Here is a 26536-nt window from a genome sequence, read left to right as displayed (position 1 = left end):
CGTCCCGCTGGTTGTCCTCGGCAGGAGCCGCGGTCAGGCGGTCGCTGCAGCCGGAGCGCTCATGCCGGCCGCGGTCGCGCCGGGCAGGCTGAGCCCGATCGCGTGCGCGAGCGTCACACCGAGGTCGGCCCATGACCCCTCGACGGTGCTCGCCGGCAGTCCCGGCCCGCAGGCGAGCACGACGGCGACGGCCGACGGGTCGCTGACCGTGCATGGGCCTGCGTAGTAGGGGTCGTCCCCCTCCACCAGCGAGCGATGCGTGGCGGAGAGCCCGAAGACTGTCCCGCGGTCTCCTTCGAGCACCGCGATCACATCGGTCTGATCGCTGGCTCCCACGCCGTCGTCCACCTGCCGCAGCGACAGCCGGCCATGCGCGCTGACCTCGCTGAGAGTGCTGAGCGCGCGGAGGGCGTCAGTGCGGGCCGCGGCACCCGCCTCGCGCCGTACATGCACCACCCCGCGGGGGCCGTCCGGCCAGACCAGCGCATCGACGTCCTCCAGGCGGTTCCCCTCGGCGCGGAGCAGGCCATGCGCCGCCAGCGTCGTGTTGGGATGGGCCAGGAGGGTGGTGGGGATCAGCGGCCGCCCCGGCACCAGGAGCACCCGATCCTCGGCAACGGGCGCGAAGGCGGTGAGGATCTGCTCGAGGACGTCGGCGGTGTCCAGCAGGGCACGCTGCGCCTGTGCCGTCCCGGGACCGAGGGTGCGGCGCGTGATCGCGAGCCCGGTCAGTCGTGCGGCGAGCAGATCGATGTGTCCGCGCTCGAGCGCCTCGGCGGCGATCTCGGCGACAAGATCGTCGGGAGGGACCTGGGAGAGCTGGACCCCGGCCTCGCGGCGGAGGGCGAGATGCTCCGCAACCATCCGCGACGAGCTGGTGGCCACCGCCATCTCCCAGCGAGTGCGATAGCGGTGCAGGTCCTCGACCAGGGGAAGGCAGAGATCGATCTCGGCGCCAGCGGTCGCGGGCCACTGCAGCGCCGCCGTCACCAGCCCTGCCGCATGCGCCTGCGTGAACAGGGTGGGCGCCGCCATCGAGCTCGCATACCAGGCGGAGCGGCTCTCGGGACGGTCCAGGGCGAAGGGCTCCGCGGTGGCGACCCCGGTGTGGGCGACGGATGCCCCCGTGATCAGGCTCGCGAGCGCCGGTGCGGGCTCGGAGGGTCCCCCCGGGCGGATCCGCAGCTCCGTCATCCCGGTGAGCACGGTCCGTGACAGCACTGGGAACCGGCTGTCGCCGTCAACGGGCGCGGCGGCGTCGCGGAGCATCTCGAGGTCGTTCTCATCGAGCCCGTCGACGGCGAGCAGCAGGGTGCGAGAGCGGCTCATGGGACACCTCCTCAGGTCCTCGACAGCAGTCCAGGAACCATAGGAGGGTCCTCTGGCCACGACACGAGGGCCCGGTGAGCACCGGGCCACCGCAAGATGAACAGCGTGTGCGAAGGCTCAGTCGCAGGTGACGTAGGTGAGATCGTCCCCGGCGAACAGCGGGGAATCCTGGTCCAGGAGGTCGTCGAGCGGGATGTGGGGAGAGGCGAGGACCTCCTCCTTGGTGGCCTTCTGCACCGCGCGGTGCAACTCGTCGTCGGCGAGCGCCGGGACCAGCAGTCCCTCCTGCTCGGCGATCCCGCAGCCATCGAGGCCGTGGATGGTCAGGCGGATCGCGGCATCGGCGACGCTGCCGTCCTCGGCGATCTGGGCGACGATCCCGAGGCGGTAGGCGAACAGCCCGACGGCACGGGTCGCGGTGTCGATGGCGGTCCAGGCGATGGTGGCTCCGAGGGCGAGGGCTGGGCCCTCCTCATGCTCGGTGCGGTGCCAGCCGGCGGCGAGCGCGGGGCGGCCGACGGTGCGGAACGGCTCGGCGAGCGCGATCGCATAGAAGAGACGGTTCCCGTCGTCCCAGGCCGTGCGCAGCCCGTCCCGCCAGAACTCGGGGGAGTTCTTCGCGATGTGGTCGTGCGCGGCCTCGTCGTCCAGGCCGCGCAGGTCCTCGGGCGCGAGATAGGCGGCGCTCACGAAAGTGGTGAGGAGGTCGCGAGCCGAGTCGAGGACGCTGTCGTCGGCGCTGAGATCGGCCCAGCCGTCCAGCTCCTCGGCCGCGCCCTGGATGCTCAGGCCACGCAGCTCCTGGGCGGAGCGCGCGTTCCATACGGCGGGGTCGAGCGAGGCGAGCGGGTCGCGGGCGATATCGGTGGAGGTGGGGACCGGCCGAGGGCCGCCGCAGCCGGTGGTCAGCAGGAGGGCGCCGGGGACGGTGAGCAGCGCGGCCAGAGAGCGTCGCCGCATGACCGGGGCCTCCTGGGCCTCCCGGGCCGTCATCTCAGCTCGGGGTCCGCGGGGTCGGCCCGGCCGCTGTCCGCATCGAGCCGCCGCCGGATGGTCGCCGCGGTCTCGCGATCGTGCCGGACCGCCTTGTCGACCAGCGGCTTGGTGCTGGTCTCGGGCTCCTCCGGCTGGACCACCAGCCAGACGACGACACCGAGAGTGAGCAGCAGGCAGAGGGCGATCAGGATCAGCAGCAGCGGCCACGAGAAGGGGACAGGGTCCCAGAAGGGGTCGCCGCCGAAGGCGATGACGCTCCCGGCGACGATGCTCACGAATGCCCCCTCGGATGCGATGCACGGGTCACGGGCGGGTGCCCCGGACCGCTGAGATCACTGCCAGCATAACGCCGCCCCGCTTTCTGACGTTATGCTGGAAATATTATGGCTGACGTTATTGTCGGGCGCTTCGCGCTCATCGACCTGATCGCGAAGGGCGGATCCGGGTCCGTCTGGCGTGCCTGGGACTCGAAGGCCCAGGAGCTCTGCGCTGCGAAGGTCCTGCGACAGCGCGACTCCGCGGACCTGATGCGCTTCGTGCGCGAGAAGGGCGTCAGCTTCGATCACCCGCACCTGCTCACCCCCTACGGCTGGGGCGCGGAGGACGAGCACGTGGTGATCGCGATGCCGCTGATCTCCGGGGGAACGCTCGAGTCCGTCGTGAAGAAGAAGGGCAAGCTCGGCGAACCCGCCGTGGTGGTGATCCTCGACCAGCTGCTGGACGGCCTTGCGCATGTGCACGCCGAGGGCTGGATCCACCGCGACGTGAAGCCCGCGAACATCATGTTCGAGGCGCGCGGACGTGCTCACCCCGCCTCCCGGCTCGCCGACTTCGGCATCGCGGTCCACGAGACCGACGTGCGCTTCACCCATGTGGGCATGGTCAACGGCACCCCCGGCTACATGGCGCCGGAGCTGTTCTCGATGGCGGAGCCGGCACCCTCCCATGACCTCTACGCCGCCGGGGTCGTCGCACTGGTCGCGCTCAATGGGTCGATCAAACTGCATGACGGCGCCTTCCGCCCCGATGAGCTGACCCAGCACCTGCGGGGCGTCACCCCGAAGCTCTCGGCCGTGATCCGTCGCCTGGTCGCTGCGCAGCCCGAGGATCGCTACCAGGACGCCGAGTCTGTGCGCCGCGATCTGCCGCGCGTCCCGCAGGGCTATCCGCTGGCGCATGCCGACGGCGCGCCGCTCGAGTTCATCGACACCCTGGACCCGATGCCGGAGAACGCCCCCGGCGCCGCGCGTCCCGAACGCCCAGCACCTCAGGTCGCTCCGTCCTCGCTCGAGGCGATCCGTGCCGGGCAGGTGCAGCAGGGCTTCAGCTCAGGCTCCCCCTCCCCGCAGACCGGTCCGCAGTGGGCGCAGCAGACCCCGCCGGGCACCCCGCCGCAGCAGGCGGGCAGATTCAATCCCCAGGGCTTCACCGCCACTCAGACCTCCACCGGGTTCACCGGCCAGAACGGGGCGCGCAACCGTGGCACCTTGATCGCGGTGGCGCTCGGGGCGGGGGCCGCGCTGGTGCTAGGCGTGATCGTCGCGGCTGTGCTGCTCATGGTCTTCAACGACAGCCCCGCCTCCGCATTCGGGGGGACGGCTGGTCCCGTCAGCAGCATCGATGCCTCCTTCGCCGAGGTCGAGCCGGGGCAGGAGTGCGTCGCCGAGGACGAGGGCATCATCGCGCTCACCGCCGACGGTGACTACCTCTCCTGCACCCTCGCCGCCGACGGCGAGGGCTACTCCTTCTCCTGAGACGCGCTCGCTGGTGCTGACGCCACCTCGCGAGTGCGCCGGAGTGCCTCTCGAGTACCCCGCGCGCGAAGGCTCGCTGGTGCTGACGCCTCCTCTGGAGTGCCTCTCGTGTTCCTCTCGTGTTCCTCGCGCGCGATCCCCTCTGAACTGTCGCTTGGCCGGTCCTTGTGCGACAGCTGAGAGGGGATGGCGGCCCGTGGGTGCCACGTAGATCGCCACGTAGGCCGCAGTGCAGGCTGAGGCTCAGGCCGCGACGGTCTTCAGCGGGCGGCGACCTTCAGCTCGCGACCGCTCTCAGCGGGCGGCGACGGCGATGGTGTCCAGCGACTGCAGCAGCGCCCCGCGCCGAGGATCCATCAGCAGGTCGATCCGCAGCGAGGGTGCGCCGTCGCCCCGGCCGGGCACCGTCCAGCGCAGCTGGGCACGGCTGAGCACCTGGGCGTCCTGGACGCGGAGCTGCTCGAGCCTCCCCATCTCGACCCCGGAGGCTGTGAGCGCGGCGCTGAAGCGGCGTCGGCGTTCCTCGCGGGGAACGTCGAGGTCCATGTTGTCCGCGAACCAGGCCTCGGCCACGGTGTCATCGTCCGTGCACAGCCACCGCAGCGCCGCGTCGGCCGCCTCGAGGGTGCGGGCGGCGGCCTGCACCGGGCGCCGGGCCAGCAGCCTGGGGACCTCCTGCTGGAGGAGGCGCAGCGTCTGCATCGACAGGGGAGTCGCCGGGGCGTACTTCGAGTTCGCCAGCGCCACCACCCCCACCCCGGAGTCACGGTGCCAGACCATGAAGGAGCCGTACCCGGGGTAGCCGCCCGAATGGGAGATGACCTGCCCGAGGTCCGGGAAGTCCTCGACCACCAGGCCGAATCCGTAACCGCGCACCCGGTCGAAGCCGGGCGAGAGGGCGGCAGAGGCGGCAGGGCCGGCGGCGCCGGTACTCGTGGGGGTGGCGGCGGTGCCGGGTGCGGCGGCAGTGCCGGTGACGGCGGGCGTGACAGCGGAGGTGCCGCGGACGGCGGGATGTGCCGGGAGCGCCTGGTGGCGGTACAGCTGCTGCATCTCGCGCCGGGAGGCGGTGGCCAGCGGGCCGGTCGAGCGCTGCGCGGCGTCGGGGGCGTCGGCCGCGGCGAGGAAGCGCACCCAGGCGGCCACGTCATCCACAGTGGAGAACAGCCCGGCCATCGCTCCGTACACGCCGGGGGAGTCCAGCGGCACGGGCTCGAAGCGGCTGGCGTCGGTGCGATCGGCCAGGCGGTGCCCGGTGGCCAGCTGCGCGGTGTCGATCTCGGCTTCCGACCAGCCGGTGGCGCCCAGGCGGAGCGGCTCGAGGAAGCGGCGCCGGATCTCGTGGGTGTAGTCGCTGCCGGTGATCTCGTCGATCACCCTGCCGAGCAGCGCGTACCCGGTGTTGGAGTACTCGAAGCCGGTGCTGGGACGGTGCACGTGTCCGAGCCCGCCCCGCAGCATGGCCGCGAACTCCTCCCGGGTCATCGCCTCCTGGCGGTCACCCCAGGGATTGTCGGTCACCAGCCCAGCGCTCATGGTGAGCAGCTCGCGCAGGGTGGGTTCGCGGTCGTCGGCAGCGAGGTCGAAGGCTCCGGCGGCTTCGGGGACATAGGCGGAGACGGGATCCTCCAGGCGCAGCCGGCCCTCGTCCCGCAGGGCGAGGATGGTCGCGGCGGTGAAGGACTTCGTCATCGAGGCGATGCGGGAGACGGTCCCTCGTTCCATCGGCCCGGAGCCGGCGGCCTGCACGCCGCCGGTGAGCTCCCGCGCTCCGGCGGCGCCGTGGGCGAGCACCGCCTGCTGGTGGCCGTGGCCGCCGATGATCGCCCAGGTCACTCCCGCAGTGCGGTGCTGGATGACGGCATCGTCGAACAGCGCGGCGACGGCGGTGGTCACGGAATCGGGCAGAGCAGGGGCGCTGTGGCTGGTCTCAAGCATGGCTCTCACTCTAAAGGCTGGGGAGGGGTCTCTTCGGCGCCCGTGCAGCTACTTCCGGCGCCCGTGTAGAAGCTGTGGATCACTGCGGCGACCTCCTCGCCGAGCACCTCGGCCAGAGGCGCGGGATCGGTGCGCGAGGGATCGAAGGGGGCTCGAGGGGAAGGCGCTGCCGCTGCACCGACGGCATCCGCGCTGACGGCATCGGGTGCGCCATCCGAGGGCTCCGCACCTGCGGGCGAACCCGTCTGGCCGGCGGCGTTCGTCCCCTCGGACGGGCCCGGCGTCCCTGCAGCGCCCGTCGGTTCCCCGCCGCTCGCCGTGGGCACCAGGTCCTCGAGGGTGAGCCCGCGCAGGGTCAGCAGCAGCACCGGGTGCTCGTCGACCGCCTCGACCAGCACGTACAGCAGCGCGGCCACGTGCCGGCAGGGCCCGGGCCAGTCCAGGCACGAGCAGTCATGGGAGAGCTCGGCGGCACTCCGCGGGAGCAACGACACCTCGGACCGCGCCAGCTCTGCCTCGACCTCCTGCGGGTAGCTCCCGCCGGCCATCCGGGCCGGGAGCTCGGGACGAGCCCTTGCGACCTGCAGGAACGCCTGTCGGTCACCCTCCCGGAAGGCGGGCAGCTCGAGGCGTGCCTGGTACAGCTCGCCGTCGGCGTCCAGCACGTCGCCGCGAGCGACCCCCACGGCGACATCCAGCCACTGCACCCCTCCGGCGCGGGCGTCGGCCTTGCCCCGGCCCACCCTCGCAGCACCCAGCAGATCCTCCGCCCCCTGGCGCAGGGCGACGGCATGCCAGCCCTTGCCGATGGGGCCACGGCGCGAGATCAGCTCGATGCTCACAGCCCGTCCTCTTCGTCCTCGAGGGAGAGCAGGTCGAACAGGCGATCGTTGTCGAGGGAGGCCAGCCAGTCCTCGCCGGGGCCGACGGTCAGCTCCGCGAGCGACTGCTTGTCCTGGAGCACGGTGTCGATCTTCTCCTCGACGGTCCCGGCGCTGACCAGCTTGCTCACCGTCACGTCCCGGCGCTGGCCGATGCGGAAGGCACGGTCGGTGGCCTGGTTCTCCACGGCGGGGTTCCACCAGCGATCCAGGTGCACCACGTGGTTCGCGGCGGTGAGGGTCAGGCCGGTGCCGCCGGCGCGGAGGCTCAGCAGCATCAGCCCGGGCCGGTCGCGGTGCTCCTGGAACTCGGCGACCATCTGATCCCGATCCCGCTTGGAGACCCCGCCATGCAGGAAGGGCGCCGACGACACCCCCAGCTCCGCGAACTTCTCCTCCCAATACGGCACCAGCAGGTGCCCGAAGGTCGTGAACTGGGTGAACAGCAGCACCTTCTCGCCCTTCTCGAAGGCGGCGCCCAGCAGGTCGTCCACCAGCTCGAGCTTGCCCGAGCGATGCTCGCCGTCGCGCACCAGCGGGGACCCGTCGCCCAGGTAGTGGGTGGGGTGGTTGCACACCTGCTTGAGACGGGTGATGGCGGAGACCACCAGGGTGCGGCGGTTCTTCTCCTCGGCGCCGTCGATCTGGACCATCAGATCCTGCACGATCGCCTCGTACAGCCCGGCCTGCTCCGGGGTCAGGTTCACCACCCGCGTCAGCTCGATCTTCTCCGGCAGGTCCTTGATGATCGAGCGGTCCGTCTTCAGCCGTCGCTGGATGAACGGGGAGGTGACGAGCTTGAGGCGGCTGATCGCGGCACCGTCCCCCTCCTCCTCGATCGGGGTCGCTATCCGATCCTGGAAACTCTTCGCGCTCCCCAGCAGCCCGGGATTCACGACCTCCATCAGGGAGTGGAGGTCCGCCAGCCGGTTCTCGACCGGGGTGCCGGTCAGGGCCAGCCGGTGCGGGGCCTGCAGCGAGCGAGCGGCCCGGGTGACCTGGGTGGCGGGGGTCTTGACGTGCTGGGCCTCATCGAACACCAGGCGATGCCAGGGCACGGCGGAGAGCACCCGCAGGTCGCGGGCGAGCAGCGAATAGGTGGTGACCACCAGGTCGAGGTCCGCGGCACCCTTCACGAACGCCTCGTCCCGCAGTCGGTCACCGCCGTGATGGACGTGCACCTTCAGCTGCGGGGCGAAGGTCGCGGCCTCGCGCTGCCAGGCCCCCACCACGGACATCGGGCACACCAACAGGGTGGGACCCACGGGCTGAGGGCCCGCTATGTGGGGGCCCGCTGGGTGCAGGACTCCAGGATGAAGGGCTGCAGGCTGGGGGATTGCAGGCTGGGTGCCTGAGGCCTGCGGGGGGACCTGACCGGGCAGCCCTTCCCGTTCCCGGCACAGCAGCGCGAGCACCTGCATCGTCTTGCCGAGCCCCATGTCGTCGGCGAGGATCCCGCCGAGGCCCTGCTGGTCCAGGGCCCACAGCCAGTTCAGCCCGTCGAGCTGATAGAGCCGCAGCGTGGCCCGCAGCGAGCGCGGCTGTGGATAGTGCGGCGCGCCGCCACCGCCCGGCATCAGCCGTGCCAGGCCGTGGCTGCCCCCTGAGACGAGTGCGGAGACCCCGAAGTCGACGTCCGCCGCATCGGGGGAGAGGATCAGGGAGAACATCTCCAGCCAGGGGGCGCGGCCCACGACCTCTGCCGGGACCGGAGCGGGTGGCAGCGGGGCGGCGACGTGGCCACCGCGGACCGGTGGGGGGACCACCTGCTTCCGCTTCTCGCGGGTGCGGCCCGCGAAGGTGTCGAGGAACTTCTCCGCGGCGCGCAGGGTGGTCGCATCCAGGCGCACCCATTGGCCGCGCAGCTGCACGAGCTCGGACTGCGCCTCCCGGATCTGCTCCATCTCCATCTCGGTCAGCTCGGTCTCTCCCACGGCGACCCGCCAGCGGAAGGAGACCATCGCTCCGAGCCCCACTCCGGAGCCCTTGCGCTCGCCAGGCTCCTCCTCGACCTCCTGCGGGCGCAGCGTCGTCTTCTGCTTCGTCCAGTCGCGGGGCAGCAGCACCGTCACCCCGGCCTCCTCGAGGGAGGGGGTGTCACCGGAGAGGAACTCCGAGGCCTCGGCGGTGGTCAGCAGCCAGTCCACGCCGGTGTCATCCACGGCGGCGCCGCGCACGGTGGGGGCCAGTCGCATCACCGCGGCGGAGGCTTCGGCGGCGCCTGCGCTGCTCAGATCGCCCACCGCACGCAGATCGGCGACCGGATGCACGGTCCCGTCGGGCTCCCGCAGGCAGGTCTGCAGCGGCCAGGCGGTGCCCAGGGGCGGCTCGAACAGCCGTACCACCAGTTCGCTGTCCCCGGAGCTGAGCTTCACTCCCGGGCGGCCGGAGTCCACGAGGGTGTCGAAGGCGGCGGTGATCCGGCGCTGGGTGGGCAGGTCTGCACGCAGCTCGCCCTCGTCGGCCAGCGCCCACAGCACTCCGTGCTTGTCTGCGGCCGGGGGCGGGACGCGGTGCAGGTGTGCGGCGAAGGCATGCCGTGCGTGCCCGTCGACCAGGGCGTGCAGCATCCGGGGCGCATCGCGGTCGGGGGCGCGCCACTGCATCACCGGGCGTCCGTAGCGTTCCTCGGCCCGTGCCCGCAGATGGCGCTGCTCCACCAGGGCCTGGGCGCGAATGTCCAGCACGATCGCGGCCACCAGATCGGGCATCGCGATCAGCTCGTCCGCGAGCCGGGCGGCAGCGCCATCGCTGATCAGGGACGCGAGGTGGTCGGTGAAATCCTCCCCGAACCGCTCTTCGAGCAGCGTGGACGCCCCGCCCACCAGCGCGGTCAGCGCCGCACCGTCGAGTGCCAGGGCGGGCACCCGGCGGTCGCCGTCGCGGCCGGGGATCCGCACCCGGTGGCGCAGCAGGTCGGGGGCGTCGGCCAGGGCCTCGGCGATCACCGGCGGGGCATCGCTGCGCAGGGCGGAGAGATCCTCGAGCGCGCGCGATCGGCCCGGCCCGGTCTGCTCTCGCACCCACAGCGCAGGGCCCAGGTCGTCATCGACGACGAGGTGCAGGCGGCGAACAGGCATGACCTCAGACTATGCGGCGGGGCGGACAGTCGCCGGGCCGGGCGCCCGACTGTGGACGAACGCTCAGAGCCCGTCGATGATCAGCGCCGTCGCGTCGAGCCAGGCTTCCTTCGTCTTGGCGGAGACCCGGGGCCAGTCCAGATGGGAGCCGTCCACGAACTGCTGCTCATAGGGCACCTCGGTGACCGCGCGGGTATGGGCGCCGAAGTGGGCGAGCAGGCGGCTGCGCAGAGTCGGATCGAACTTCCCCTTGGAGGAGTGGGACAGGATCGTGACCGCATGGTCGACCTGCTCCGCGAGGCCGGTCGCCCGCAGCTCATCGATCATCCACGCCGCGGCGTTGAAGGTGTCCTCGCGCACGGTCGAGACGATGACCAGCTGGTCTGCGCTCTTGACCGCTGCGAGCCAGTTCGAGGCGCGCACGTTGTTGCCGGTGTCGATGACCTTGATCCGGTAGAACCGGGAGAGGGCGTCGTTGAGGTCGGCGAAGGCGGTCTCGTCGATCGAGGCGGCCGAGCCCGGATCCTCGTCGGAGGCGAGGATGTCGAACCGCATCTCGCCCTGGGGACGCACATACGGATCGAGGTCCGCATTGCTCGCCGCGGGGGCGCGCAGGGTCTCGATGTCGTGGAGCAGATCCACAGCGGTGCGGTGGTGGTCCGTGGGGATGCCCCGCCAGCCCAAGGTGCCGCGGGTCTCGTTGTTGTCCCAGGCCAGCACGTTTCCGCCACGAGTCACGCCGAGGGTCGCCGCGACCATCAGTGACGCGGTGGTCTTGTGGGCGCCGCCCTTGAGGTTCACCACCGCGATGTTCCGCGGGCCCTCGAGCGGCCGACGGATCCGCTCCAGACGCTCGGTCTCCATCCGCTCACGACGGTTCGGCCGCGGGGAGATCACACCGCCGGTGAGACGGGTGATGAAGCCCGGCACCCCGCGGGTGGCCTTGACCTTCTCGCGCTTGGAGGTCGAGGACTGCAGGTCCTGGAGTGTGGGCCGGTGGGCGTCCTTCTCTGGAACGGTCCGGGCTGGCAGCGGACGCTTCCGAGCCGTCTCCTGCGCGGTCCGCGACGCGGGACGAGAGGACGGTGCCGGTGACGCCGACGATGCGGACGATGCGGACGCCGCCGAAGGAACCGACGGGGCTGACAGAGCCGACCGGGCAGACGGTGCAGACATCGCCGACGGGGCAGACGGTGCAGACATCGCCGACGGGGCCGATGAAGCAGACATCGCCGACGGGGCCGACGGGGCCGATAGGGCTGACGGCGCAGACGCGGCAGAGGACGCCGAGACGGCAGAGGTGGCCGACGGGCCGGAACCGGCTGAGGCGGCGAGCGATGCCGAGGTGCCGGATACGGCGGAGACGCCCGACGGGCCCGAACCGCCCCGGGCAGCGGGCAGCGTCGACGGAGGCATCGCGGCAGCCCGACGGCGGCGGGCCCCGTGCGGGCGCACCGTGGGCAGCTCCCCGGTCGCCGGCGAGCCGATCGCGGCATGCTCACCGGTAGCTGGCGAGCCGATCGCCGCATGCTCACCGGTGACCGGACCGCGGAGCGCCGCCTGGTCGATGCTGCTGAGGTCCGCGGTGTCATCGGTGGGTGGGGCGATCAGCGGATCGTCGATCCCGGGGCCGTACAGCGGGCGGTCGTCCGCCTCGCGGCCGGTGATCCGTCCCGTCGGCTCCACCAGCAGGTGGTGACGAACATGCGGCTCGACGATCACCACGGCGATGTCCTGCCCGGTCGCCTTCGCGGAGGTGATGAAGGCCTGCTTCACCCGGTCCCGGATCTCCGGCAGGTCAGCGCCGGAGACCTCGACGGTCTCGTCGGCGAGGTGCACGGTGGCAGTCGTATCGGAGGTGATCCGCGCCTGCGCGATCATCTGGGTTCCTTCCGCGTACTGAGCGCCGCCGCGTCCGAGGACGGGCGGCTTGGTTCGGGACCACTCTACGGGCGCACGGCCGGGTGCTCCCCCTGTTGCTCACCTACAGTGGCGGCGTGCACACCACATTGCTCAGCGATCCCGCGATCCCCGGGATGGATGAGGACGCCGGCGGGGTGCTCGGCGAGGTCGCGGTGCTGCTCGACGGAGCCGGAGTGCCGCGGCGCTTCCGAGCCGGTTGCAGCCATTCGGTCAGCTGGTTCTCCCATGCCCTGGCCGCGCGTCTGCTCGGGCACGCCCAGGATCCGACGGTTCCGCTCCGGACCGCGCTGGCCCGCGCGATCGAGGACGTGGGCGCGCTGCACCAGGCCACCTGTGACCTCGATCGTGGCGGACCCTCGGCGACCGTGGTCGCAGTGCGACGCACCGAGGAGCGGCTGGAGCATCTGGTGCTCTGTGACTCCTCGTTGCTGCTGCACGGCCCCGGCGGCGACGTCATGCGGGTGACGGACACCAGGGTCGAAGAGGTGGTGCGCTCCGAACGGACCGCCGACGCGATCGAAGCGCGACGCAACAGGCCGGGCGGCTTCTGGGTGGCTCGGCATGAGCCCGAGGCGGCCGACGAGGCGATCGAGGGAAGCAGCCCGCTCGCACAGTGGCAGAGGGCGCATCTGGTCTCGGACGGAGTCACCCGTGCCGTGGACCTGCTGGGGCTGCACAACGACGCCTCGCTCGCCGCCTCTCTGGCGAAGGACCCGCAGGCGCTGCTGCGCCAGCTGCGCGCCGCAGAAGCGGGGCTGGCCCCGGCTCGCCGTCCCCGGAAGCTGCACGATGATGCGACCGTCCTCACACTTTGCCTGACCGGCCCGTGAGGACGCTCCTGAAGCTGGGAACTCCCCGGGTGTCGACCATCCGTTCAGGCCTCGGGCGCGTGGTCTGCAGCACTTCGTGAGGTGGCGGGGAACCGTCCTCCAGCCTGGCGATTTGCCCGGTTCATGACGCGCCCTTGAAGCGCGGGACACCGAGGAATACCTTTGCCGAACCTGCATGTCACCTGCAAGAACACTCAGTGCTGCCGCGTTTACAGAGGCCGCTTGAAGGCCTATGCTCAGGAGCACGACGGGAACGCCAGGAAGGGCTCCCGCTCGGCGGCCAGGGGGTGGCGCCCATCCCCGATTCGGCTGATACTCTTCCGAGAGTCGGAAGACGTTGAAAATTTTATAGATGTGCCGTTCCTCAAGACCCCCCTCATGGGGAGCGGCCAGACGGGCATCAATGCCAGGTTCCCCCACCTATGGCAGCCCGTCCGCCTGTTCGCCCGCACCCACCCCTGACGGACGACAGGCCTGACGAGCGGTCCGCGAGCCCCCGACATTGTCGGTTGAGTGCTCCGGGCCGCTCGTCGCTTTTTGCGTCAGACCCAGCCTGTGCCGCAGATGCCCTTCTCATATCCTGCCCAGCGCCCAGTCTGCTGTGGAGCTCGCCGCGGATCTCGTGTCGCGCTCACCGCGGATCCCGGTCGCGTCCGAGCCACAATCGGTGCAGGTGTGGCTCGGACGCGACCGAAATCGTCAGGCGACTGCTCAGGCTGCGCCTGGTGGCTGCGCTCCTGTCGCTCGCGAGCTCGCAATGCGTCGCTCAGGCTGCGCCTGTTGGCTGGCTCCTGTCGCTCGCGAGCTCGCAATGCGTCGCTCAGGCTGCGCCTGTTGGCTGGCTCCTATCGCTCGCAAGCTCGCAATACGTCGCTCAGCCGAGGATCGCGACGTCGCTGCCCGGATCGAGCCGGTAGCCGGCTCCGCGGACCGTCGAGATCAGGCGACGGTAGCGGCCGAGCTTGGTGCGCACCCGACGTACATGCACGTCGACCGTGCGCTCGCCGGTCTCCTCGGGGGCATCGACCCAGACCGTCTCCATGAGCTCCGTGCGGGAGATGGTGCGGCGGGCGTTCTGCGCGAGCTGGGCCAGCAGCTCGAACTCCTTGTACGTGAAGTCCACGTCGTGGCCGTCGATCCGCACCCGGCGCCCGAACAGGTCGATCACCAGGCTGTCCTCCGGCGCGGCCGAGGGGCTCGACGGGCTGACCGCGGTGGCCTGCAGGGTGCGCCGACGCACCGCCTCGGCATCCCGGCGGGCGGGAGCGTTCGGCGAGACGATGCCCGTGCGGCGCGGACGCAGCGGGCTGACCGCGGCGACCCCCTGGCTGCGGGGCGGCAGCGCGCGGGAGCCCGTACGGCCCGCAGCGGCGAAGGAGTTCGGGCTGTTCACCGCGACGGTGGTGCGACCGTCGCGGGCTGCGACCAGGCGCTGAGCCCGGGTGCGCAGCTCATCGGCGATCAGGGCGGTCTCGACGTCGCCGGTGCCTGCGGGCAGGGTGACGGACACGGTGATGGTGACCGCATCCTCCGCGGCCCTGGGGCGCGGGGCGGTGCCACCGACCCGGTACAGGGGGCGCGGGGCGGCGAAGCGGAGGTCGGTGTGGTGAGTGGGGCGATCCAGGGTGATGGTCATGATGCGAGTTCTCCGAGGTGCGGCGCGGTGAGCGCGGCGGCTGGTGGACCCGGGATCCCTGGAGATCGACGCCCTCACGCGGATCGTTCAGGGGGTGTGCTCCCGGTAGCACCTGGAGCCCGCGCCTTCCGGCCGGCTCCTGTCAGCCGACCCTGGAGGTGTCTTGAGCTCTAGAGGCTCGGCTGACGATGCATCATCGGCATCATCATCATGAACATCATCGAGCGCATCGCGGAGCTGACCACCCGGTGGGTGGTCTCGCGGAATGCGGCGATCGAGGTCATAGGAGGAGCATGCCCCGCCCCACCCCGGAGAGCAAGAGGGTGTTCACAGTGTGGAACGGCGTCGCCGCGGGACGTCACACGGCGTCACCCGCCGTCACCTGCCGTCATGCGACGTCACCTGCCGCCACCGGTGGCCACGGAAGCGCGCGACGCGCGGGGGCGTCCGTGGGCAAACAGGCCCATAGTGGGAGAGGTGCTGCGCAGGCGTCCCCTGCATGCTCGGGCGCCGGAACGCCCCGACGCACTGCGCGCCCCCACCGGAGGGCGGGGGCGCGCAGATCGTGCGACGTGCTGCGGGGCGGTGAGGTCAGTCGACGACGCCGAAGAGGCGGTCTCCCGCATCGCCGAGGCCCGGCACGATGTAGCCCTTCTCGTCGAGCTTCTCATCGATGGCGGCGGTGACGATGGTGAGGTCGATCGAGGGATCGATCTGCTCCTCCATCGCCTTGAGCCCTTCGGGGGCGGCCAGCAGGGTCACGCAGGTGATGTCGCGGGCGCCGCGCTCGTGGAGGTACTCGCAGGTGGCGATGAGGGTATGGCCGGTGGCGAGCATCGGGTCCAGCACGAAGCACTGGCGCCCGGTGAGGTCGTCGGGCAGACGGTTCGCGTACGTGGTGACCTCGAGGGTCTCGTCGTTGCGCAGCATGCCGAGGAAGCCCACCTCGGCGGTGGGGAGCAGGCGGGTGAGGCCGTCGAGCATGCCGAGGCCGGCGCGCAGGATCGGCACCACCATCGGCTTGGGGTTGGTGAGCCGGGTGCCGGTCATCGTGGTCACCGGGGTCTCGATCTGCACCGGGGCGACGGCGACGTTCCGGGTCGCCTCATAGGCGAGCAGGGTCACCAGCTCATCGGCGAGCTGCCGGAACACGGAGGAGTGGGTGGCGCGATTGCGCAGCACCGACAGCTTGTGGGCGACGAGCGGATGGTCGATCTCGAGAACGCGCATGAGGCGAATCTACCGGAGCGCCGCGGCGCGCATGCGCGTTCCGCCCCCGCGAGAGGGGTGAGCCAGGCCTCCTCGTGACGAACTGGTGCGGAACCACGAGGTCGAGAACCCGGACGACGGCCAGCCCCCGGGAGCGCCGGGCAGGGATACTCGTCCCCATGACCCGACCCGAGCACCTCTACTACACCGCGGTCACCCTCGACGGATTCCTCGCCGATGAGCACGACGGACTCGACTGGCTGCTCTCCCAGCCCCTCGAGCAGGGGAGCCTGCTGGACTACGACACCTTCTACGCCCGGGTGGGCGCGCTGGTGATGGGGCGGAGCACTTATCAGTGGATCCTGGACCACCCCGCCGAGCAGTTCGCGGACACCGACGGCTGGCCGTACGACAAGCCGACCTTCGTCTTCTCCCATCGCGACCTCGAGCCCGCCGCGGAGACGGTCCGCATCGTCTCGGGCAGCCCGCAGTCACACCATGAGCGGATCGCGGCCGCCGCCGGGGACGGCGCCGTGTGGATCGTCGGGGGAGGTTCTCTGGCCGCCGAGTTCGCGCGGACCGGGCTGCTCGACGAGGTGCTGGTCTCGATCGCGCCGGTGACTCTCGGATCCGGGAAGCCGCTGCTGGACGGCGCGTTCGACCTGGAGCTGCTCGAGCACGGCACCAACGGAGCCTTCCTCGAGGCCCGCTACCGGGTGGTGGGCGAGCGTCCCTGAGGCGCGCGCGACAATGGACCCATGACCGATGACGAGCTGATGGGCCTGGCGATCGACGAGGCCCGAGCGGCCGCCGACCGCGAACCGGCCGACGTCCCGATCGGCGCCGTCGTCGTCGGCCCCGACGGCGAGGTGCTCGCCACCGCCGGCAACCGCCGCGAGGCCGACGAGGACCCCACCGCCCACGCCGAGATCCTCGCGCTGCGCCGCGCGGCAGAAGTGACCGGCCGCTGGAACCTCACCGGCTGCACGCTCGTGGTCACCCTCGAGCCGTGCACCATGTGCGCCGGGGCGATCGTGCTGGCCCGGACGCACCGAGTGGTGGTCGGCGCCATGGATCCCAAGGCGGGCGCGGCCGGGTCCCTCTATGACCTGGTGCGCGAGCCTCGGCTGAACCATCGGGTCGAGCTCACCACCGGGGTGCGCGGCCAGGAATGCGGGGACCTGCTGCGGGACTTCTTCCGGGCGCGGCGGAAGCGGGCCGCGGGAGGACAGCCTGATCCGATCGTCTGATCTGGAGGACCGGATCGCTTCCTGGTGACTTTCAGCTCCGCGACGTCGCCGTCGGTCGAGGCGGGCTGTTCGATCGTGCCACAGGAGCTCGGACGATCTGTCCAGCCTGTGGGCTTGGAATCTCGCCATTCGAACGCCGCTACTACACTGGCGCCGATATCGAGCAGGTCGAGGAGCAGTCATGAATGCACGCTTGCCGTCATCGGCCGTGGTCGCCGAGGACGTCTCGAAGGTCTTCTTCTCCGGGCAGGATCCGGTGTGGGCCCTCGAGGACTTCTCGCTGACCCTCGACCCGGGGTCCTTCACCTGCATCGTCGGCCCCTCCGGCTGCGGGAAGTCCACCTTCCTGCGGATCCTCGGCGGGCTCGAGGAGCGCACCGTGGGCACGGTGACGATGCCCGATGAAGGGCAGCGGATCCCTGCGGCGTTCGTGTTCCAGGAGCACGGCGTCTTCCCCTGGATGACGGTGCTGGACAACATCGGATTCGGCCTGCGGATGAGCGGGATCGGCAAGGCGGAGCGCACCGGCATCGCCCGCGACTGGCTCAGCAGGGTGCGGCTGGACGACTTCGCCGACGCCTACCCCCACCAGCTCTCCGGTGGCATGCGCCAGCGCGTCGCGATCGCCAGGGCCTTCGCCACCGGCTCCCCGCTGCTGCTGATGGATGAGCCGCTCGGTGCGCTCGACGCCCAGACCCGCATGCTCATGCAGGAGGAGCTCATCGCCCTGTGGGAGCAGGAGCGCAAGACGGTCCTGATGGTCACGCATGACATCGATGAGGCGATCATCCTCTCCGACCGCGTGATCGTGATGTCCGGCCGTCCCGGCACCCTGCGCGAGGACATCACCGTCCCCTTCGATCGCCCCCGCTCCTTCGACATCGAGCGCAGCCCCGAGTTCAGCGAGCTGCGCTCCCGCATCTGGAACCTGCTGCGCGAGGATGCGCGCACCGCCGAGGAGACCGCATGAGCGCCACCGATACCCCTGTGCGCGGCGATCGAGAGCAGCGCACCCTGGTCGCCGCCACGGCGCAGCGCGCCCGCGAGCGCACCCTGGCCACCCGTGATCTGGTGCTGTCGATCATCACTCCGATCCTGCTGCTGGTGCTGTGGGAGCTCAGCGCGCGCGGCCAGGTCATCGACCCGCGCTTCTTCCCGCCGCCCACGCAGATCGTCACCGCCGGGTACGAGATGCTCCTCGACGGCGAGCTGTGGATGCACACCGCCCCCACCCTGATGCGACTGTTCGTGGGCGGTGGTCTCGGGGCGCTCGCCGGGATCGTGGTGGGCCTGCTGATGGGCTCTTCACGCGCGCTGAACGCCGCGCTCGGCCCGCTCTTCTCGGCCCTCTACCCGCTGCCGAAGATCGCGATCTTCCCGATCCTGCTGATGATCTTCGGCCCCACCGAGACGCCGAAGATCATCGCGGTCTTCATCACCACCTTCTTCATCATGCAGATCAACACCGTCTCCGGCGTGTGGGCGATCGACCGCAAGCTGCTCGAGGCGGGTGCCGCCTATGGCGCGCGGGGCTTCGACCGGTTCCGCTTCGTGGTCCTGCCCGGCGCGATGCCCTTCGTGTTCTCCGGGCTGAAGACCGCCACCGGCACCGCCGTGGTGGTGGTCACCGCGGTCGAGTTCACGGGCGCGACCACCACCGGGCTCGGCTACCTGATCTGGAACTCCTGGCAGCTGTTCATCCCCGAGAAGCTCTACGTGGGCCTGGTGGTCATCGGCGTCATCGGCGCGACCGTCACCACCGTGCTCAGTCGTTCCGAGAAGCTGCTGCTGCCCTGGCGCCGCGAGCGCTGAGCGGCACCCCACCCGAAGATCCCGCACACCCGAAGACCCCGCGCTTCCGAGGACCTCACCGGAAGAGCCACCCGAAGACCTCACCCGAAGACCCCTGCATAGGAGCACGTCATGCGTCGTCGTACCCTTCTCTCCCTCGCCTCCGCGACCGCCGTGGGAGGGGCCCTGGCCGCCTGCGGCTCCGCCGTCACCGGTGAGGATCCCGCTGCCGGCGGCGAGGCCGGCTCCGGCTCCGGCGCCGTGCGCGTGGGCCACCTGCCCTCGGCGCTGTTCGCCCCGCTGTACGTGGCTGACGCGATGGGCTACTTCGAGGAGGAGGGCATCACCCTCGAGCTCACCCCGCTGAAGTCCGGGCAGGACGGCATTCCGATGCTCTCGAACAACCAGCTCGACGTGATGGTCGCGGGCGTCAGCGCCGGCATGTTCAACGCGCTCGAGCAGGGACTCGCCTTCAAGGTCGTCGGCTCGATGGGCATCTCTCCGGGCGACCCCGAGAACTCGCCCACCGCTCTCGAGGTCCGCCAGGAGCTCATCGACGACGGCTCGGTCACCTCCGTCGCGGATCTCAAGGGTCGCACCATCGGCGTCGCCGGCGGCCCCGGCGCGACCGGCGGCTACCTGCTCGCGGCCATGCTCGAGGAGGGCGGCCTGACCCTGGCCGACGTGGAGATCTCCAACCTCTCCACCCCCGATCAGGAGCCCGCCATCACCAACGGCTCGATCGACGCGGCGACCCCCTCGGCGCCCTTCTCCACCTCGATGGAGGAGGCGGGCGTGGCCTCCCCGATCGCTGTCCCCAAGCAGGGCACCACCGGCACCGGCGTGATCTACTCGGAGACCTTCGTGGGCGCGGAGCTCGCCCAGGGCTTCTTCACCGCGCTGGCCAAGGGTGCCCAGGAGCTCTCGGAGGACGGCGTGCAGACCGATGAGGTCTACCAGATCCTCGCCGACACCCTCGGCCAGGAGATCGACGTGCTCAAGGCCTCGCCGATGTACACCTACCTGCCCGACCTCGCCCCGCAGCCCGAACAGCTCGAGGCGATGCAGGCGGCGTGGATCCAGGCGGAGCAGATCACCTACACCGAGCCGCTCGACGTGGCCGGGATCGTCGATGCGAGCTTTGCGGAGGGCGCGAGCGCCTGATCCCGACGCTGTCGACCGTTGCGCAGTGGGCGTTCTGGGCGCTCAGAACGCCCACTGCGCAACGGTCGGCTGTCTCGCCGGAAAGGACGAACCTCAGATCCAGCCCTGGCGGCGGGCGATCGCGACCGCCTCGTGCCGGTTCGCGGCCTGCAGCTTCGCCTGCGCGCTGGAGAGGTAGTTGCGCACGGTGCCCTCGGCCAGATGCGCGCGGCGGGCGATCTGCTCGATCGCCGCGCCATCTGCGGCGAACTCGAGCACGTCCGCCTCGCGCGGGGTGAGCGGCGAGTCGCCGGAGGAGATCGTCTCCGCCGCGAGCTCGGGGTCGATCACTCGGCGCCCGGCGGCGACCGAGCGCACCGCCCGGGCCAGCTGATCGGCCGAGGTGGTCTTCGGCAGGAATCCCAGCACGCCCTGGGCCAGGGCACGCTTCAGATAGCCGGGCCGGGCGTGCGAGGTGAGGATCAGGCAGCGCGTGGCGGGGGAGACCTCGCCGATCCGGCTGGCCAGCTCGAGGCCGTCACCGTCGGGCAGCTGCAGGTCCAGCACGGCGACATCCGGCTGCTCCGCCTGCGCCAGGCGCACACCGTCCGCGACCGTCGCCGCCTCTCCGCGCACGTCGAGGTCGTCCTCGAGGGAGAGCATCGTGGCGAGCGCTGAACGGATCAGGTTCTCGTCATCGACGAGGATCACGCGCAGCGCGGCGGCAGCGGGACCGGAGTGCGCAGACGTGGCAGCAGATGCAGCAGGGACGGGGTCGGGGATCATCGGGTGCCTCCTGCGGCATCGAAGCGGACGTCGAGGGTGAAGGTGCCGCGCTCGCGGTGGATGCTCAGCGCGGAGTCGGTGCCGAGGCGCTCACGCATCCCGGTCAGCCCGCTGCCCTCGTGGACGTCGTCGTCGCCCGGGGCGCCGTCGTTGACCAGCGTGACACCGCCGGAGGTGAGGGTGATCGTCACGACGGAAGGGTTCGCGTGGCGCAGGATGTTGGTGCCGCCCTCACGCAGCACCCAGGCGGCGGTGCCTGCGTGCGGTGCTGGGATGTCGTCCGCCTCGCCGTGGATCGTGACCTCAGCATGAGCTGAGCGCAGCAGCGAGGCGGTGCCGCGCAGCTCGGTGGCCAGATCCGCCTCACGGTAGCCGCGCACCAGGCCGCGGATCTCGGCCAGCGAGGTGCGGGCGATCTGGGCGACCTCGCGACTGTGCTCCACCGCGCGGGGATCCTCCCGCTCGGTGAGCTGCGCGACCAGCTCGGCCTTCACCGCGATCACGGACAGGTCCCGACCGGAGACGTCGTGCAGATCGCGGGCGAAGCGCAGGCGCTCCTCGGCGACGGCCAGCTGGGCCTGCGCCTGGCGGGCGTCATCGAGCTCGCGCACCATCGCCGCCAGCCACAGCGAGAGCCGAGTGGTGAGCACAGCCGCCACCATGAGGATTCCGGTGGGGAGGCTCGCCGGGAGGGAGCCCATCAGAAGCGCCGCCACCGCTGTGAACCCCAGGGTGAGGACGAGGCCGAACTCCCAACGCCACCGGATCGTCGCCGTGGTGACCAGCGCGGACAGCGAGAGGATCAACAAGCGGAGATCTCCGCCGCCGAGCAGCGTGGTCCCGGCGATCAGCGCCGACGGGGCTGCGGCGGCCACCAGCGACAGGTCGGAGGGGAGGGTCCCCACCTGACGGATGCCCCAGCGGTCCCGGGCGGTGGAGGCGTCGGCGGCGGCCCATGCCTCCATGGCGCGCCAGGCGGACCAGGCGGCGAGCGCGATCTGCCCGCACAGCGCCGCGGCGCTCAGCGGGGCGGCGGCGAAGGCGGCTGGGATCCGCAGGTCCAGGAACAGGGCGATACCCAGCGGGAGCAGCACCACCACCCCGACGACGGTCCAGGCCGTGTAGGCGTAGAACACGCTCCACTGGCGGCCGACGGTCGACTCCATGTCATTCCTCTCGCGGCCACCTTTCAGAAGGGCGGCCAGGTCGGGAGCCTATCGGCTCGAATCCGCTCAGACGATCGTGGCGAGGAACAGGCTGCCGAAGAGGCCGAACGCGATGCCCCAGGCGATGATCGAGATGCCCATCCACAGGTAGACCTTTCCGCGGGTGGCGCCGAGGGCCACCAGGGTCGGTCCCGTGATCTGGGAGGCGACCAGCAGCGGTCCCAGCAGGCTGACTCCCGGAACTCCGTACTTGTCCAGCGCGGCGGCGATCTTCGTGCGGAACCGCGAGGGCTTCACCCCGCGCTCCGCCTCGGCGCCGGGCCCCGCCTCGACACTGGGCGCCGCCTGGATCCCACCCCTGCGGCGGCTCCTGCCGTCGGTGACAGCGTCGCGGGCCCTGCCGGACAGGGCGATCACAGCGAAGGTGGAGATCAGGTTCCCGGCCACGGCGGCGGGGATCGCGATCGCCGGAGGGATGCCGAGCGCGGCGCCGAGGAAGCTGCCGAAGTAGCTCTCGATGAACGGGATCGCGCCGGCGGGCACGAGGGCGAGCACCTGCTGCCATGGCTCGAGGCCGGAGACGAGGGTGTGGAGCTGGGAGAGGAGGTCCTGGAACAAGAGATGTCCTTGTCTGGTGTCGCAGTGGCGGCGTGGTGTGGTGGGGGAGAGGTGCAGTGGGGAGGAGCGGGCTCAGCCGCGCGGTTCCCAGCGGAAGTGCTCGCGCACGATCAGGGCGCCGACGAGGGTCCAGCCGAGCAGGATCCCGGTCTGTCCGGCCATGAGCATCCACGCATCGGGGCCGGCGAGAGCGGCTCCGTCGGCGTCGATGCCCAGCCAGCCCAGCCGCACCAGCGCGGTGATGGGGGCGGAGGGGAGGAAGGTGATCAGCCGGGCCACCCAGTCGGGCAGGAGCTCGACGGGCAGGATGCCGCCGGCACCGATCATCAGGACCGCCATCGCGGGCAGCGAGGTGATCTGCGCGGATTCGACGGTGCGGGTGATGTTCGCGGTGACCAGGGCCAGCGGGACCAGCATGAGTGCGCCGAGACCCAGGCCGAGGACGAGCACCAGAGGGTTCTGGGGGAGCGGGAGATCCAGCAGCGGGATCGCGAGCGCCGTGGTGAGGACGATCATCACTGCGGCGAGCAGCAGTGCCGGGGTGGCCGTCGCGGCGAGCACCGTCGCGTCGGAGGCCTCGCCGGTGCGCAGGCGCTTCAGCACCAGGTCCTGGCGGCGGGCGACGTAGGACGAGAGCAGGTTGTAGTAGACGACGAACAGCAGCACGATCACGAACATCGTGCCGAGCACGCTGGCCAGGGCGGCCCCGGAGGCACCGTTCTGCGCGAGCGGCAGGAAGAAGAACGGCAGCGCGAGCGGCAGCAGGATGGCGGTGCCGAGCTGCATGCGATTGCGTCGCAGGAGGGAGAGCTCCGCGGCGGCGAGCCCCAGCAGGCGAGGAATGCGGCGGGGGCGCACGGGGGAGGCGGAGTGCGGGGAGCTGGTGAGGGGAGCGGACGCGAGGGCGGGTGAGGCAGTCATGATCATCCTTCGAGGGTGTGGGTGGAGCTGGCGATCTCGAGGAACACCGATTCGAGGCTGGCGGCGCGGGCATCGAGCCCGGTGAGTTCGACACCCGCGCCGCGTGCCCAGGTGAGCAGGGTGTGGAGGTCCTCATTGAGGGAGGTGGTGGACACCTCGAGGTGACCCTCGGGGCTGCGCAAGGCTTCACCGTGCACGGCGGGAAGCGCGGGGGCGCTCGCCGGGAGCGTGGCGCGGATCCGGGCGGCGTGCCCGGCGACGACGTCGGCGACCGTGCCCTCGCGCGCGATGCGTCCGCGGTGCATGATCGCGAGCCGGTCGGCGAGGGTCTCTGCTTCATCGAGGTAGTGCGTGGTCAGCACGATCGTGGTGCCGCGCGCCTTGAGGGAGGCGATGAGCTCCCAGGCCCGGGCCCGCGATTCCGGGTCCAGCCCGGTGGTGGGCTCGTCGAGGAACAGCAGCTCCGGGTCGCCGGCGATCGCGCAGGCGAGGTCGAGGCGACGCACCTCGCCGCCGGAGAGGGAGGAGATGCGGGTGCTGGCCCGGTCCGTGAGGTCGACGTCGGCCAGCACGTCCAGCACGGGGCGCGGGGTGCTCAGCGTCCTGCTCCACATGGTCAGCGCCTCGAGGGCGGTGAGGTCTGCGGGGAAGCCACCGGTCTGCAGCATGAGCCCCTGGCGGGGGCGTACGGCGCGCCGTTCACGGTAGGGGTCGTGACCGAATACGCTCACCGTGCCGGAGGTGGGTCGGGCCAGGCCCTCGAGCACCTCGAGCGTGGAGGTCTTCCCGGCGCCGTTCGTGCCCAGCAGGCCGAACAGCTCGCCGCGGCGAAGGGTGAGGTCCACACCATCGACGGCCAGGTAGGAGTCCCTGCCCCGCCCATATCGACGGCTGAGGCCGCGTGCCTCCAGCACGACGTCGGCGGCGGGATCGGCGGTCGGAGCGATGGCGGCGGGAGCGATGGACGCCTGGTCGGTGAGGCCGGGGCCCGACGCGGCGGGGCCGACGGGGAGGGGGTTCTGATCGAGGGTCGTCATCTCAGCGCCCTCCCGTCAGATCAGCGGCGTAGCCACGGGTGCGGAAGCCGACCACCAGTCGGACCCCCATGAAGAGGCCGACGACGGCGAACATGACGGCGGTGACGAGGGTCTCGGGCTGGAGCACCAGGACGATGAGCCCGACCAGAGCCAGGTTCGCGAACAGGGCGAGCAGCTCGCGGCCGAGGGTCGCGGAGGGGGTGAAGGCCATGAGGTCCATCAGGACGGATCGCTCGGAGGAGCGACCTGCGGAGCGGTCGGCGGGAGGGTCGGTGCGGTGTGTCGATGTCATGCCCCCACTCTCCCCAGAACCGGCTCCGGCCAGTAGGGCGCCACCTCACCGCCTGGAGTGGGAACGTCATGGCCCACCCATGAGAAATGTCAGACGAGGCTTCAGGAGGTCTCTACAGAGCCCCGGGCGTGACCTCCTCCACACACGGACCTGCAGGTCTGTGACGTTTGTTTCGCCATATGACGGGATGCTTCGGTGCATCCGGTCGCGGGTGCTGTACTGCCCTGGTGATCACTCTCGACAGCCTCACGAAGGTCTTCCCCGCACCCGGCGGCGGAGACCCCGTCGTCGCGCTCGACGGTATCGACCTCCACCTCGAGCCGGGCCGCGTGCACGGCATCGTCGGCCGCTCCGGTGCCGGCAAGTCCACCCTCATCCGCTGCCTGACCGGGCTGGAGAAGCCCAGCTCCGGGCGCGTCGAGGTGGACGGCACCGACATCGCCGCGCTGGAGGGTGCCGCCCTGCGCGCCGCCCGCCGCAACATCGGCATGGTCTTCCAGCACGCGAACCTGCTGGACTCCCGCACCGCCGCCCAGAACATCGCCCACCCGCTCGAGATCGCCGGCGTGCCCCGCGCGCAGCGTCAGCAGCGCGTGGCCGAGCTGGTCGAGCTGGTGGGCCTCACCGGGCGCGAGCACAACCACCCCGCGCAGCTCTCCGGCGGGCAGATCCAGCGCGTGGGCATCGCCCGCGGACTGGCCGCCGAGCCGAAGGTGCTGCTGTGCGACGAACCCACCAGCGCCCTGGATGGCTCCACCACCCGCCAGATCCTGCGCCTGATCAGTGACCTGCGTGAGCGCCTCGGCATCACCGTCGTGATCATCACCCACGAGATGGGGGTGGTGCGTGAGGTCTGCGACACCGTCACCCTGCTCCAGGACGGGCGGATCACCCAGACCGGTGACCTGCTCGACGTCGCCGCAGATCCCCACGGCCCGCTGAGCGCCGAGCTGATCCCGCTGCCGCCGGCGCCCACCGGCATCGACGCCCTAGTGGTGAACTGCGACTACGGGAACTCCGAGCGCTTCCGCACCACAGAGGACCTGATCCAGCTCGCCGAGACCTACGAGGCCGAGGCGACGCTCGTCGCCGGCACCATCGAGACCATCGGCGGCCGCCAGGTGGGTCGCGTGCAGCTCGCCCTGCGCAACAGCTCCGGCGCCGCGATCAGCGCCGAGGGGCTCGCCGCCTTCCTCACCGAGCTCGAGGCGGCCGGCGTGGTCGCGACGGAGGTGACCGCATGATCGAGATCCTGCAGGAGTGGCTGTCGAACCCGCTGCTGACCCGCTGGGACGGCGGCCCCTGGGAGGCCACTCTGGTCACCCTCTACATGACCGCCGTGACGATGCTGCTGACGGTGCTGCTGGGCCTGCCGCTGGGCATCGCCCTGTTCGAGACCGAAGGGTCCGCCTCCCCCCTGGTGCGCACGATCAACCAGGTCGTCGGCTTCGTGGTCAATGTGCTGCGCTCGTTCCCGTTCTTCATCCTGATCATCGCGCTGATCCCGGTCACCTCCGCGATCACCGGGCGCTCCACCGGCCCGAACGCCGCAATGATTGCCCTGACCATCGCCGCGGTGCCCTTCGCCGCCCGGCTGTTCGAGCTGAACCTGCGGGAGATCCCCGCCGGGAAGATCGAGGCGGTGCGGATGATGGGCGCGAGCCGCTGGCAGGTGATCCGCCAGGTGCTGATCCCCGAGGCGCTGCCCGGCATCATCGGCTCGATCACCACCACCACGATCGCCGTCATCGGCTACACCGCGATGGCCGGCTCCGTGAACTCCGGCGGTCTCGGCCAGCTCGCGTACAACCGCGGCTACACCGGCTACCAGACCGAGATGATCATCGTGACCGTCATCCTGCTGATCGCCATCGTGATCCTGGTGCAGATGCTCGGCTCCCGCCTCGCCCGCGCGGTCGACCACCGCGCCCGCACCGTCTGAACCCCACCCCACCG

Annotated in this window: 24 protein-coding genes; 9 read left to right on the top strand and 15 right to left on the bottom strand. The window is 71.1% G+C overall.

Translation table 11 applies throughout. The features are described 5' to 3' along the window. Positions 1-33 precede the first annotated feature (33 nt). The 3 genes from ACT3T9_RS07810 to ACT3T9_RS07800 form a co-directional block, all read right to left on the bottom strand. Complete coding sequence (locus ACT3T9_RS07810; protein ID WP_441443962.1) at positions 34-1329, bottom strand: alkaline phosphatase family protein; 1296 nt, start codon at positions 1327-1329, stop codon at positions 34-36. A 117-nt stretch (positions 1330-1446) separates the two neighbouring features. Beyond that, positions 1447-2289, bottom strand: coding sequence for a hypothetical protein (locus ACT3T9_RS07805; protein ID WP_441443963.1), 843 nt, complete (start codon positions 2287-2289; stop codon positions 1447-1449). Between the two features lie 29 nt (positions 2290-2318). Further along, positions 2319-2600, bottom strand: coding sequence for a hypothetical protein (locus ACT3T9_RS07800; protein ID WP_441443964.1), 282 nt, complete (start codon positions 2598-2600; stop codon positions 2319-2321). A 108-nt stretch (positions 2601-2708) separates the two neighbouring features. Between ACT3T9_RS07800 and ACT3T9_RS07795 the strand changes: the two genes are divergently transcribed. Beyond that, a complete protein-coding gene (locus ACT3T9_RS07795; RefSeq protein ID WP_441443965.1) occupies positions 2709-4079 on the top strand; it encodes a serine/threonine protein kinase in 1371 nt (456 codons plus the stop codon). A 294-nt stretch (positions 4080-4373) separates the two neighbouring features. On the opposite strand, the gene ACT3T9_RS07790 is transcribed toward ACT3T9_RS07795, so the two are convergent. From ACT3T9_RS07790 to ACT3T9_RS07775, 4 genes are all read right to left on the bottom strand, one after another. Next, on the bottom strand, positions 4374-6017 hold the full coding sequence (locus ACT3T9_RS07790) for a serine hydrolase domain-containing protein (RefSeq protein ID WP_441443966.1): 1644 nt from the start codon (positions 6015-6017) through the stop codon (positions 4374-4376). Positions 6018-6022: 5 nt separating this feature from the next. Beyond that, positions 6023-6859 (bottom strand): SWIM zinc finger family protein, encoded by an 837-nt coding sequence (locus ACT3T9_RS07785; protein ID WP_444599132.1) that lies wholly within the window; start codon positions 6857-6859, stop codon positions 6023-6025. After that, positions 6856-9978 carry a DEAD/DEAH box helicase gene (locus tag ACT3T9_RS07780; protein WP_444606241.1) on the bottom strand — a complete coding sequence of 1041 codons (3123 nt, stop codon included), beginning with the start codon at positions 9976-9978 and terminating at the stop codon, positions 6856-6858. Before ACT3T9_RS07780 ends, ACT3T9_RS07785 begins: the two co-directional genes overlap by 4 nt. 63 nt (positions 9979-10041) lie before the next feature. Next, complete coding sequence (locus ACT3T9_RS07775) at positions 10042-11859, bottom strand: MinD/ParA family ATP-binding protein (protein WP_444606240.1); 1818 nt, start codon at positions 11857-11859, stop codon at positions 10042-10044. Between the two features lie 116 nt (positions 11860-11975). Between ACT3T9_RS07775 and ACT3T9_RS07770 the strand changes: the two genes are divergently transcribed. Next, positions 11976-12731, top strand: a complete 756-nt coding sequence (locus tag ACT3T9_RS07770; protein ID WP_441443970.1) for a protein phosphatase 2C domain-containing protein — start codon at positions 11976-11978, stop codon at positions 12729-12731. Positions 12732-13605: 874 nt separating this feature from the next. Here ACT3T9_RS07770 and ACT3T9_RS07765 read toward each other — a convergent pair. Together ACT3T9_RS07765 and upp are read right to left on the bottom strand one after the other, a co-directional pair. Further along, complete coding sequence (locus ACT3T9_RS07765; protein ID WP_441443971.1) at positions 13606-14367, bottom strand: winged helix-turn-helix domain-containing protein; 762 nt, start codon at positions 14365-14367, stop codon at positions 13606-13608. Between the two features lie 591 nt (positions 14368-14958). Beyond that, complete coding sequence (gene upp / locus ACT3T9_RS07760) at positions 14959-15597, bottom strand: uracil phosphoribosyltransferase (RefSeq protein ID WP_441443972.1); 639 nt, start codon at positions 15595-15597, stop codon at positions 14959-14961. Positions 15598-15755: 158 nt separating this feature from the next. On the opposite strand from upp, the gene ACT3T9_RS07755 reads away from it, so the two are divergent. From ACT3T9_RS07755 to ACT3T9_RS07735, 5 genes are all read left to right on the top strand, one after another. After that, positions 15756-16313, top strand: coding sequence for a dihydrofolate reductase family protein (locus ACT3T9_RS07755; RefSeq protein ID WP_441443973.1), 558 nt, complete (start codon positions 15756-15758; stop codon positions 16311-16313). Between the two features lie 21 nt (positions 16314-16334). Further along, a complete protein-coding gene (tadA, locus tag ACT3T9_RS07750) occupies positions 16335-16826 on the top strand; it encodes a tRNA adenosine(34) deaminase TadA (RefSeq protein ID WP_441443974.1) in 492 nt (163 codons plus the stop codon). A gap of 181 nt (positions 16827-17007) precedes the next feature. Beyond that, positions 17008-17796 (top strand): ABC transporter ATP-binding protein, encoded by a 789-nt coding sequence (locus tag ACT3T9_RS07745; RefSeq protein ID WP_441443975.1) that lies wholly within the window; start codon positions 17008-17010, stop codon positions 17794-17796. Beyond that, complete coding sequence (locus ACT3T9_RS07740) at positions 17793-18638, top strand: ABC transporter permease (RefSeq protein WP_441443976.1); 846 nt, start codon at positions 17793-17795, stop codon at positions 18636-18638. Before ACT3T9_RS07745 ends, ACT3T9_RS07740 begins: the two co-directional genes overlap by 4 nt. A 111-nt stretch (positions 18639-18749) precedes the next feature. Then, positions 18750-19781 (top strand): ABC transporter substrate-binding protein, encoded by a 1032-nt coding sequence (locus ACT3T9_RS07735; RefSeq protein ID WP_441443977.1) that lies wholly within the window; start codon positions 18750-18752, stop codon positions 19779-19781. 93 nt (positions 19782-19874) lie between these two features. Here the strand turns inward: ACT3T9_RS07735 and ACT3T9_RS07730 are convergent, their stop codons facing one another. From ACT3T9_RS07730 to ACT3T9_RS07705, 6 genes are all read right to left on the bottom strand, one after another. Next, positions 19875-20546 (bottom strand): response regulator transcription factor, encoded by a 672-nt coding sequence (locus tag ACT3T9_RS07730; protein ID WP_345081495.1) that lies wholly within the window; start codon positions 20544-20546, stop codon positions 19875-19877. Continuing rightward, the gene (locus ACT3T9_RS07725) at positions 20543-21712 is read right to left on the bottom strand and encodes a sensor histidine kinase (RefSeq protein ID WP_441443978.1); all 1170 of its coding nucleotides are present in this window, start codon (positions 21710-21712) and stop codon (positions 20543-20545) included. The genes ACT3T9_RS07730 and ACT3T9_RS07725 overlap by 4 nt, the downstream gene beginning before the upstream one ends. Positions 21713-21778: 66 nt before the next feature. Then, a complete protein-coding gene (locus ACT3T9_RS07720) occupies positions 21779-22330 on the bottom strand; it encodes a hypothetical protein (protein ID WP_441443979.1) in 552 nt (183 codons plus the stop codon). Between the two features lie 72 nt (positions 22331-22402). Then, positions 22403-23251, bottom strand: coding sequence for an ABC transporter permease (locus tag ACT3T9_RS07715; protein WP_441443980.1), 849 nt, complete (start codon positions 23249-23251; stop codon positions 22403-22405). Between the two features lie 2 nt (positions 23252-23253). Further along, positions 23254-24288: an ABC transporter ATP-binding protein gene (locus tag ACT3T9_RS07710; protein ID WP_441443981.1), complete on the bottom strand. Its 1035-nt coding sequence runs from the start codon at positions 24286-24288 to the stop codon at positions 23254-23256. Between the two features lies 1 nt (position 24289). After that, on the bottom strand, positions 24290-24580 hold the full coding sequence (locus tag ACT3T9_RS07705) for a hypothetical protein (RefSeq protein WP_441443982.1): 291 nt from the start codon (positions 24578-24580) through the stop codon (positions 24290-24292). Positions 24581-24807: 227 nt separating this feature from the next. Here ACT3T9_RS07705 and ACT3T9_RS07700 point away from each other — a divergent pair, with 227 nt between their 5' ends. Next, positions 24808-25824 (top strand): methionine ABC transporter ATP-binding protein, encoded by a 1017-nt coding sequence (locus ACT3T9_RS07700; RefSeq protein WP_441443983.1) that lies wholly within the window; start codon positions 24808-24810, stop codon positions 25822-25824. Next, positions 25821-26522, top strand: a complete 702-nt coding sequence (locus ACT3T9_RS07695; protein ID WP_442332041.1) for a methionine ABC transporter permease — start codon at positions 25821-25823, stop codon at positions 26520-26522. Before ACT3T9_RS07700 ends, ACT3T9_RS07695 begins: the two co-directional genes overlap by 4 nt. The last annotated feature ends 14 nt before the right edge of the window (positions 26523-26536 follow it).

It is taken from the genome of Brachybacterium sp. AOP29-B2-41 (genome assembly GCF_052378395.1).
Classification (GTDB): Bacteria; Actinomycetota; Actinomycetes; order Actinomycetales; family Dermabacteraceae; genus Brachybacterium.
This window is presented reverse-complemented; position numbering and strand designations above follow the sequence as displayed.

Bases quoted from the DNA above. Each gene is read 5' to 3' on its own strand.
- ACT3T9_RS07810 (WP_441443962.1), bottom strand. From the start codon at position 1,329: ATGAGCCGCTCTCGCACCCTGCTGCTCGCCGTCGACGGGCTCGATGAG.
- ACT3T9_RS07805 (WP_441443963.1), bottom strand. From the start codon at position 2,289: ATGCGGCGACGCTCTCTGGCCGCGCTGCTCACCGTCCCCGGCGCCCTC.
- ACT3T9_RS07795 (WP_441443965.1), top strand. From the start codon at position 2,709: ATGGCTGACGTTATTGTCGGGCGCTTCGCGCTCATCGACCTGATCGCG.
- ACT3T9_RS07790 (WP_441443966.1), bottom strand. From the start codon at position 6,017: ATGCTTGAGACCAGCCACAGCGCCCCTGCTCTGCCCGATTCCGTGACC.
- ACT3T9_RS07780 (WP_444606241.1), bottom strand. From the start codon at position 9,978: ATGCCTGTTCGCCGCCTGCACCTCGTCGTCGATGACGACCTGGGCCCT.
- ACT3T9_RS07775 (WP_444606240.1), bottom strand. From the start codon at position 11,859: ATGATCGCGCAGGCGCGGATCACCTCCGATACGACTGCCACCGTGCAC.
- ACT3T9_RS07765 (WP_441443971.1), bottom strand. From the start codon at position 14,367: ATGACCATCACCCTGGATCGCCCCACTCACCACACCGACCTCCGCTTC.
- upp (WP_441443972.1), bottom strand. From the start codon at position 15,597: ATGCGCGTTCTCGAGATCGACCATCCGCTCGTCGCCCACAAGCTGTCG.
- ACT3T9_RS07755 (WP_441443973.1), top strand. From the start codon at position 15,756: ATGACCCGACCCGAGCACCTCTACTACACCGCGGTCACCCTCGACGGA.
- tadA (WP_441443974.1), top strand. From the start codon at position 16,335: ATGACCGATGACGAGCTGATGGGCCTGGCGATCGACGAGGCCCGAGCG.
- ACT3T9_RS07745 (WP_441443975.1), top strand. From the start codon at position 17,008: ATGAATGCACGCTTGCCGTCATCGGCCGTGGTCGCCGAGGACGTCTCG.
- ACT3T9_RS07740 (WP_441443976.1), top strand. From the start codon at position 17,793: ATGAGCGCCACCGATACCCCTGTGCGCGGCGATCGAGAGCAGCGCACC.
- ACT3T9_RS07735 (WP_441443977.1), top strand. From the start codon at position 18,750: ATGCGTCGTCGTACCCTTCTCTCCCTCGCCTCCGCGACCGCCGTGGGA.
- ACT3T9_RS07730 (WP_345081495.1), bottom strand. From the start codon at position 20,546: ATGATCCCCGACCCCGTCCCTGCTGCATCTGCTGCCACGTCTGCGCAC.
- ACT3T9_RS07725 (WP_441443978.1), bottom strand. From the start codon at position 21,712: ATGGAGTCGACCGTCGGCCGCCAGTGGAGCGTGTTCTACGCCTACACG.
- ACT3T9_RS07715 (WP_441443980.1), bottom strand. From the start codon at position 23,251: ATGACTGCCTCACCCGCCCTCGCGTCCGCTCCCCTCACCAGCTCCCCG.
- ACT3T9_RS07710 (WP_441443981.1), bottom strand. From the start codon at position 24,288: ATGACGACCCTCGATCAGAACCCCCTCCCCGTCGGCCCCGCCGCGTCG.
- ACT3T9_RS07705 (WP_441443982.1), bottom strand. From the start codon at position 24,580: ATGACATCGACACACCGCACCGACCCTCCCGCCGACCGCTCCGCAGGT.
- ACT3T9_RS07695 (WP_442332041.1), top strand. From the start codon at position 25,821: ATGATCGAGATCCTGCAGGAGTGGCTGTCGAACCCGCTGCTGACCCGC.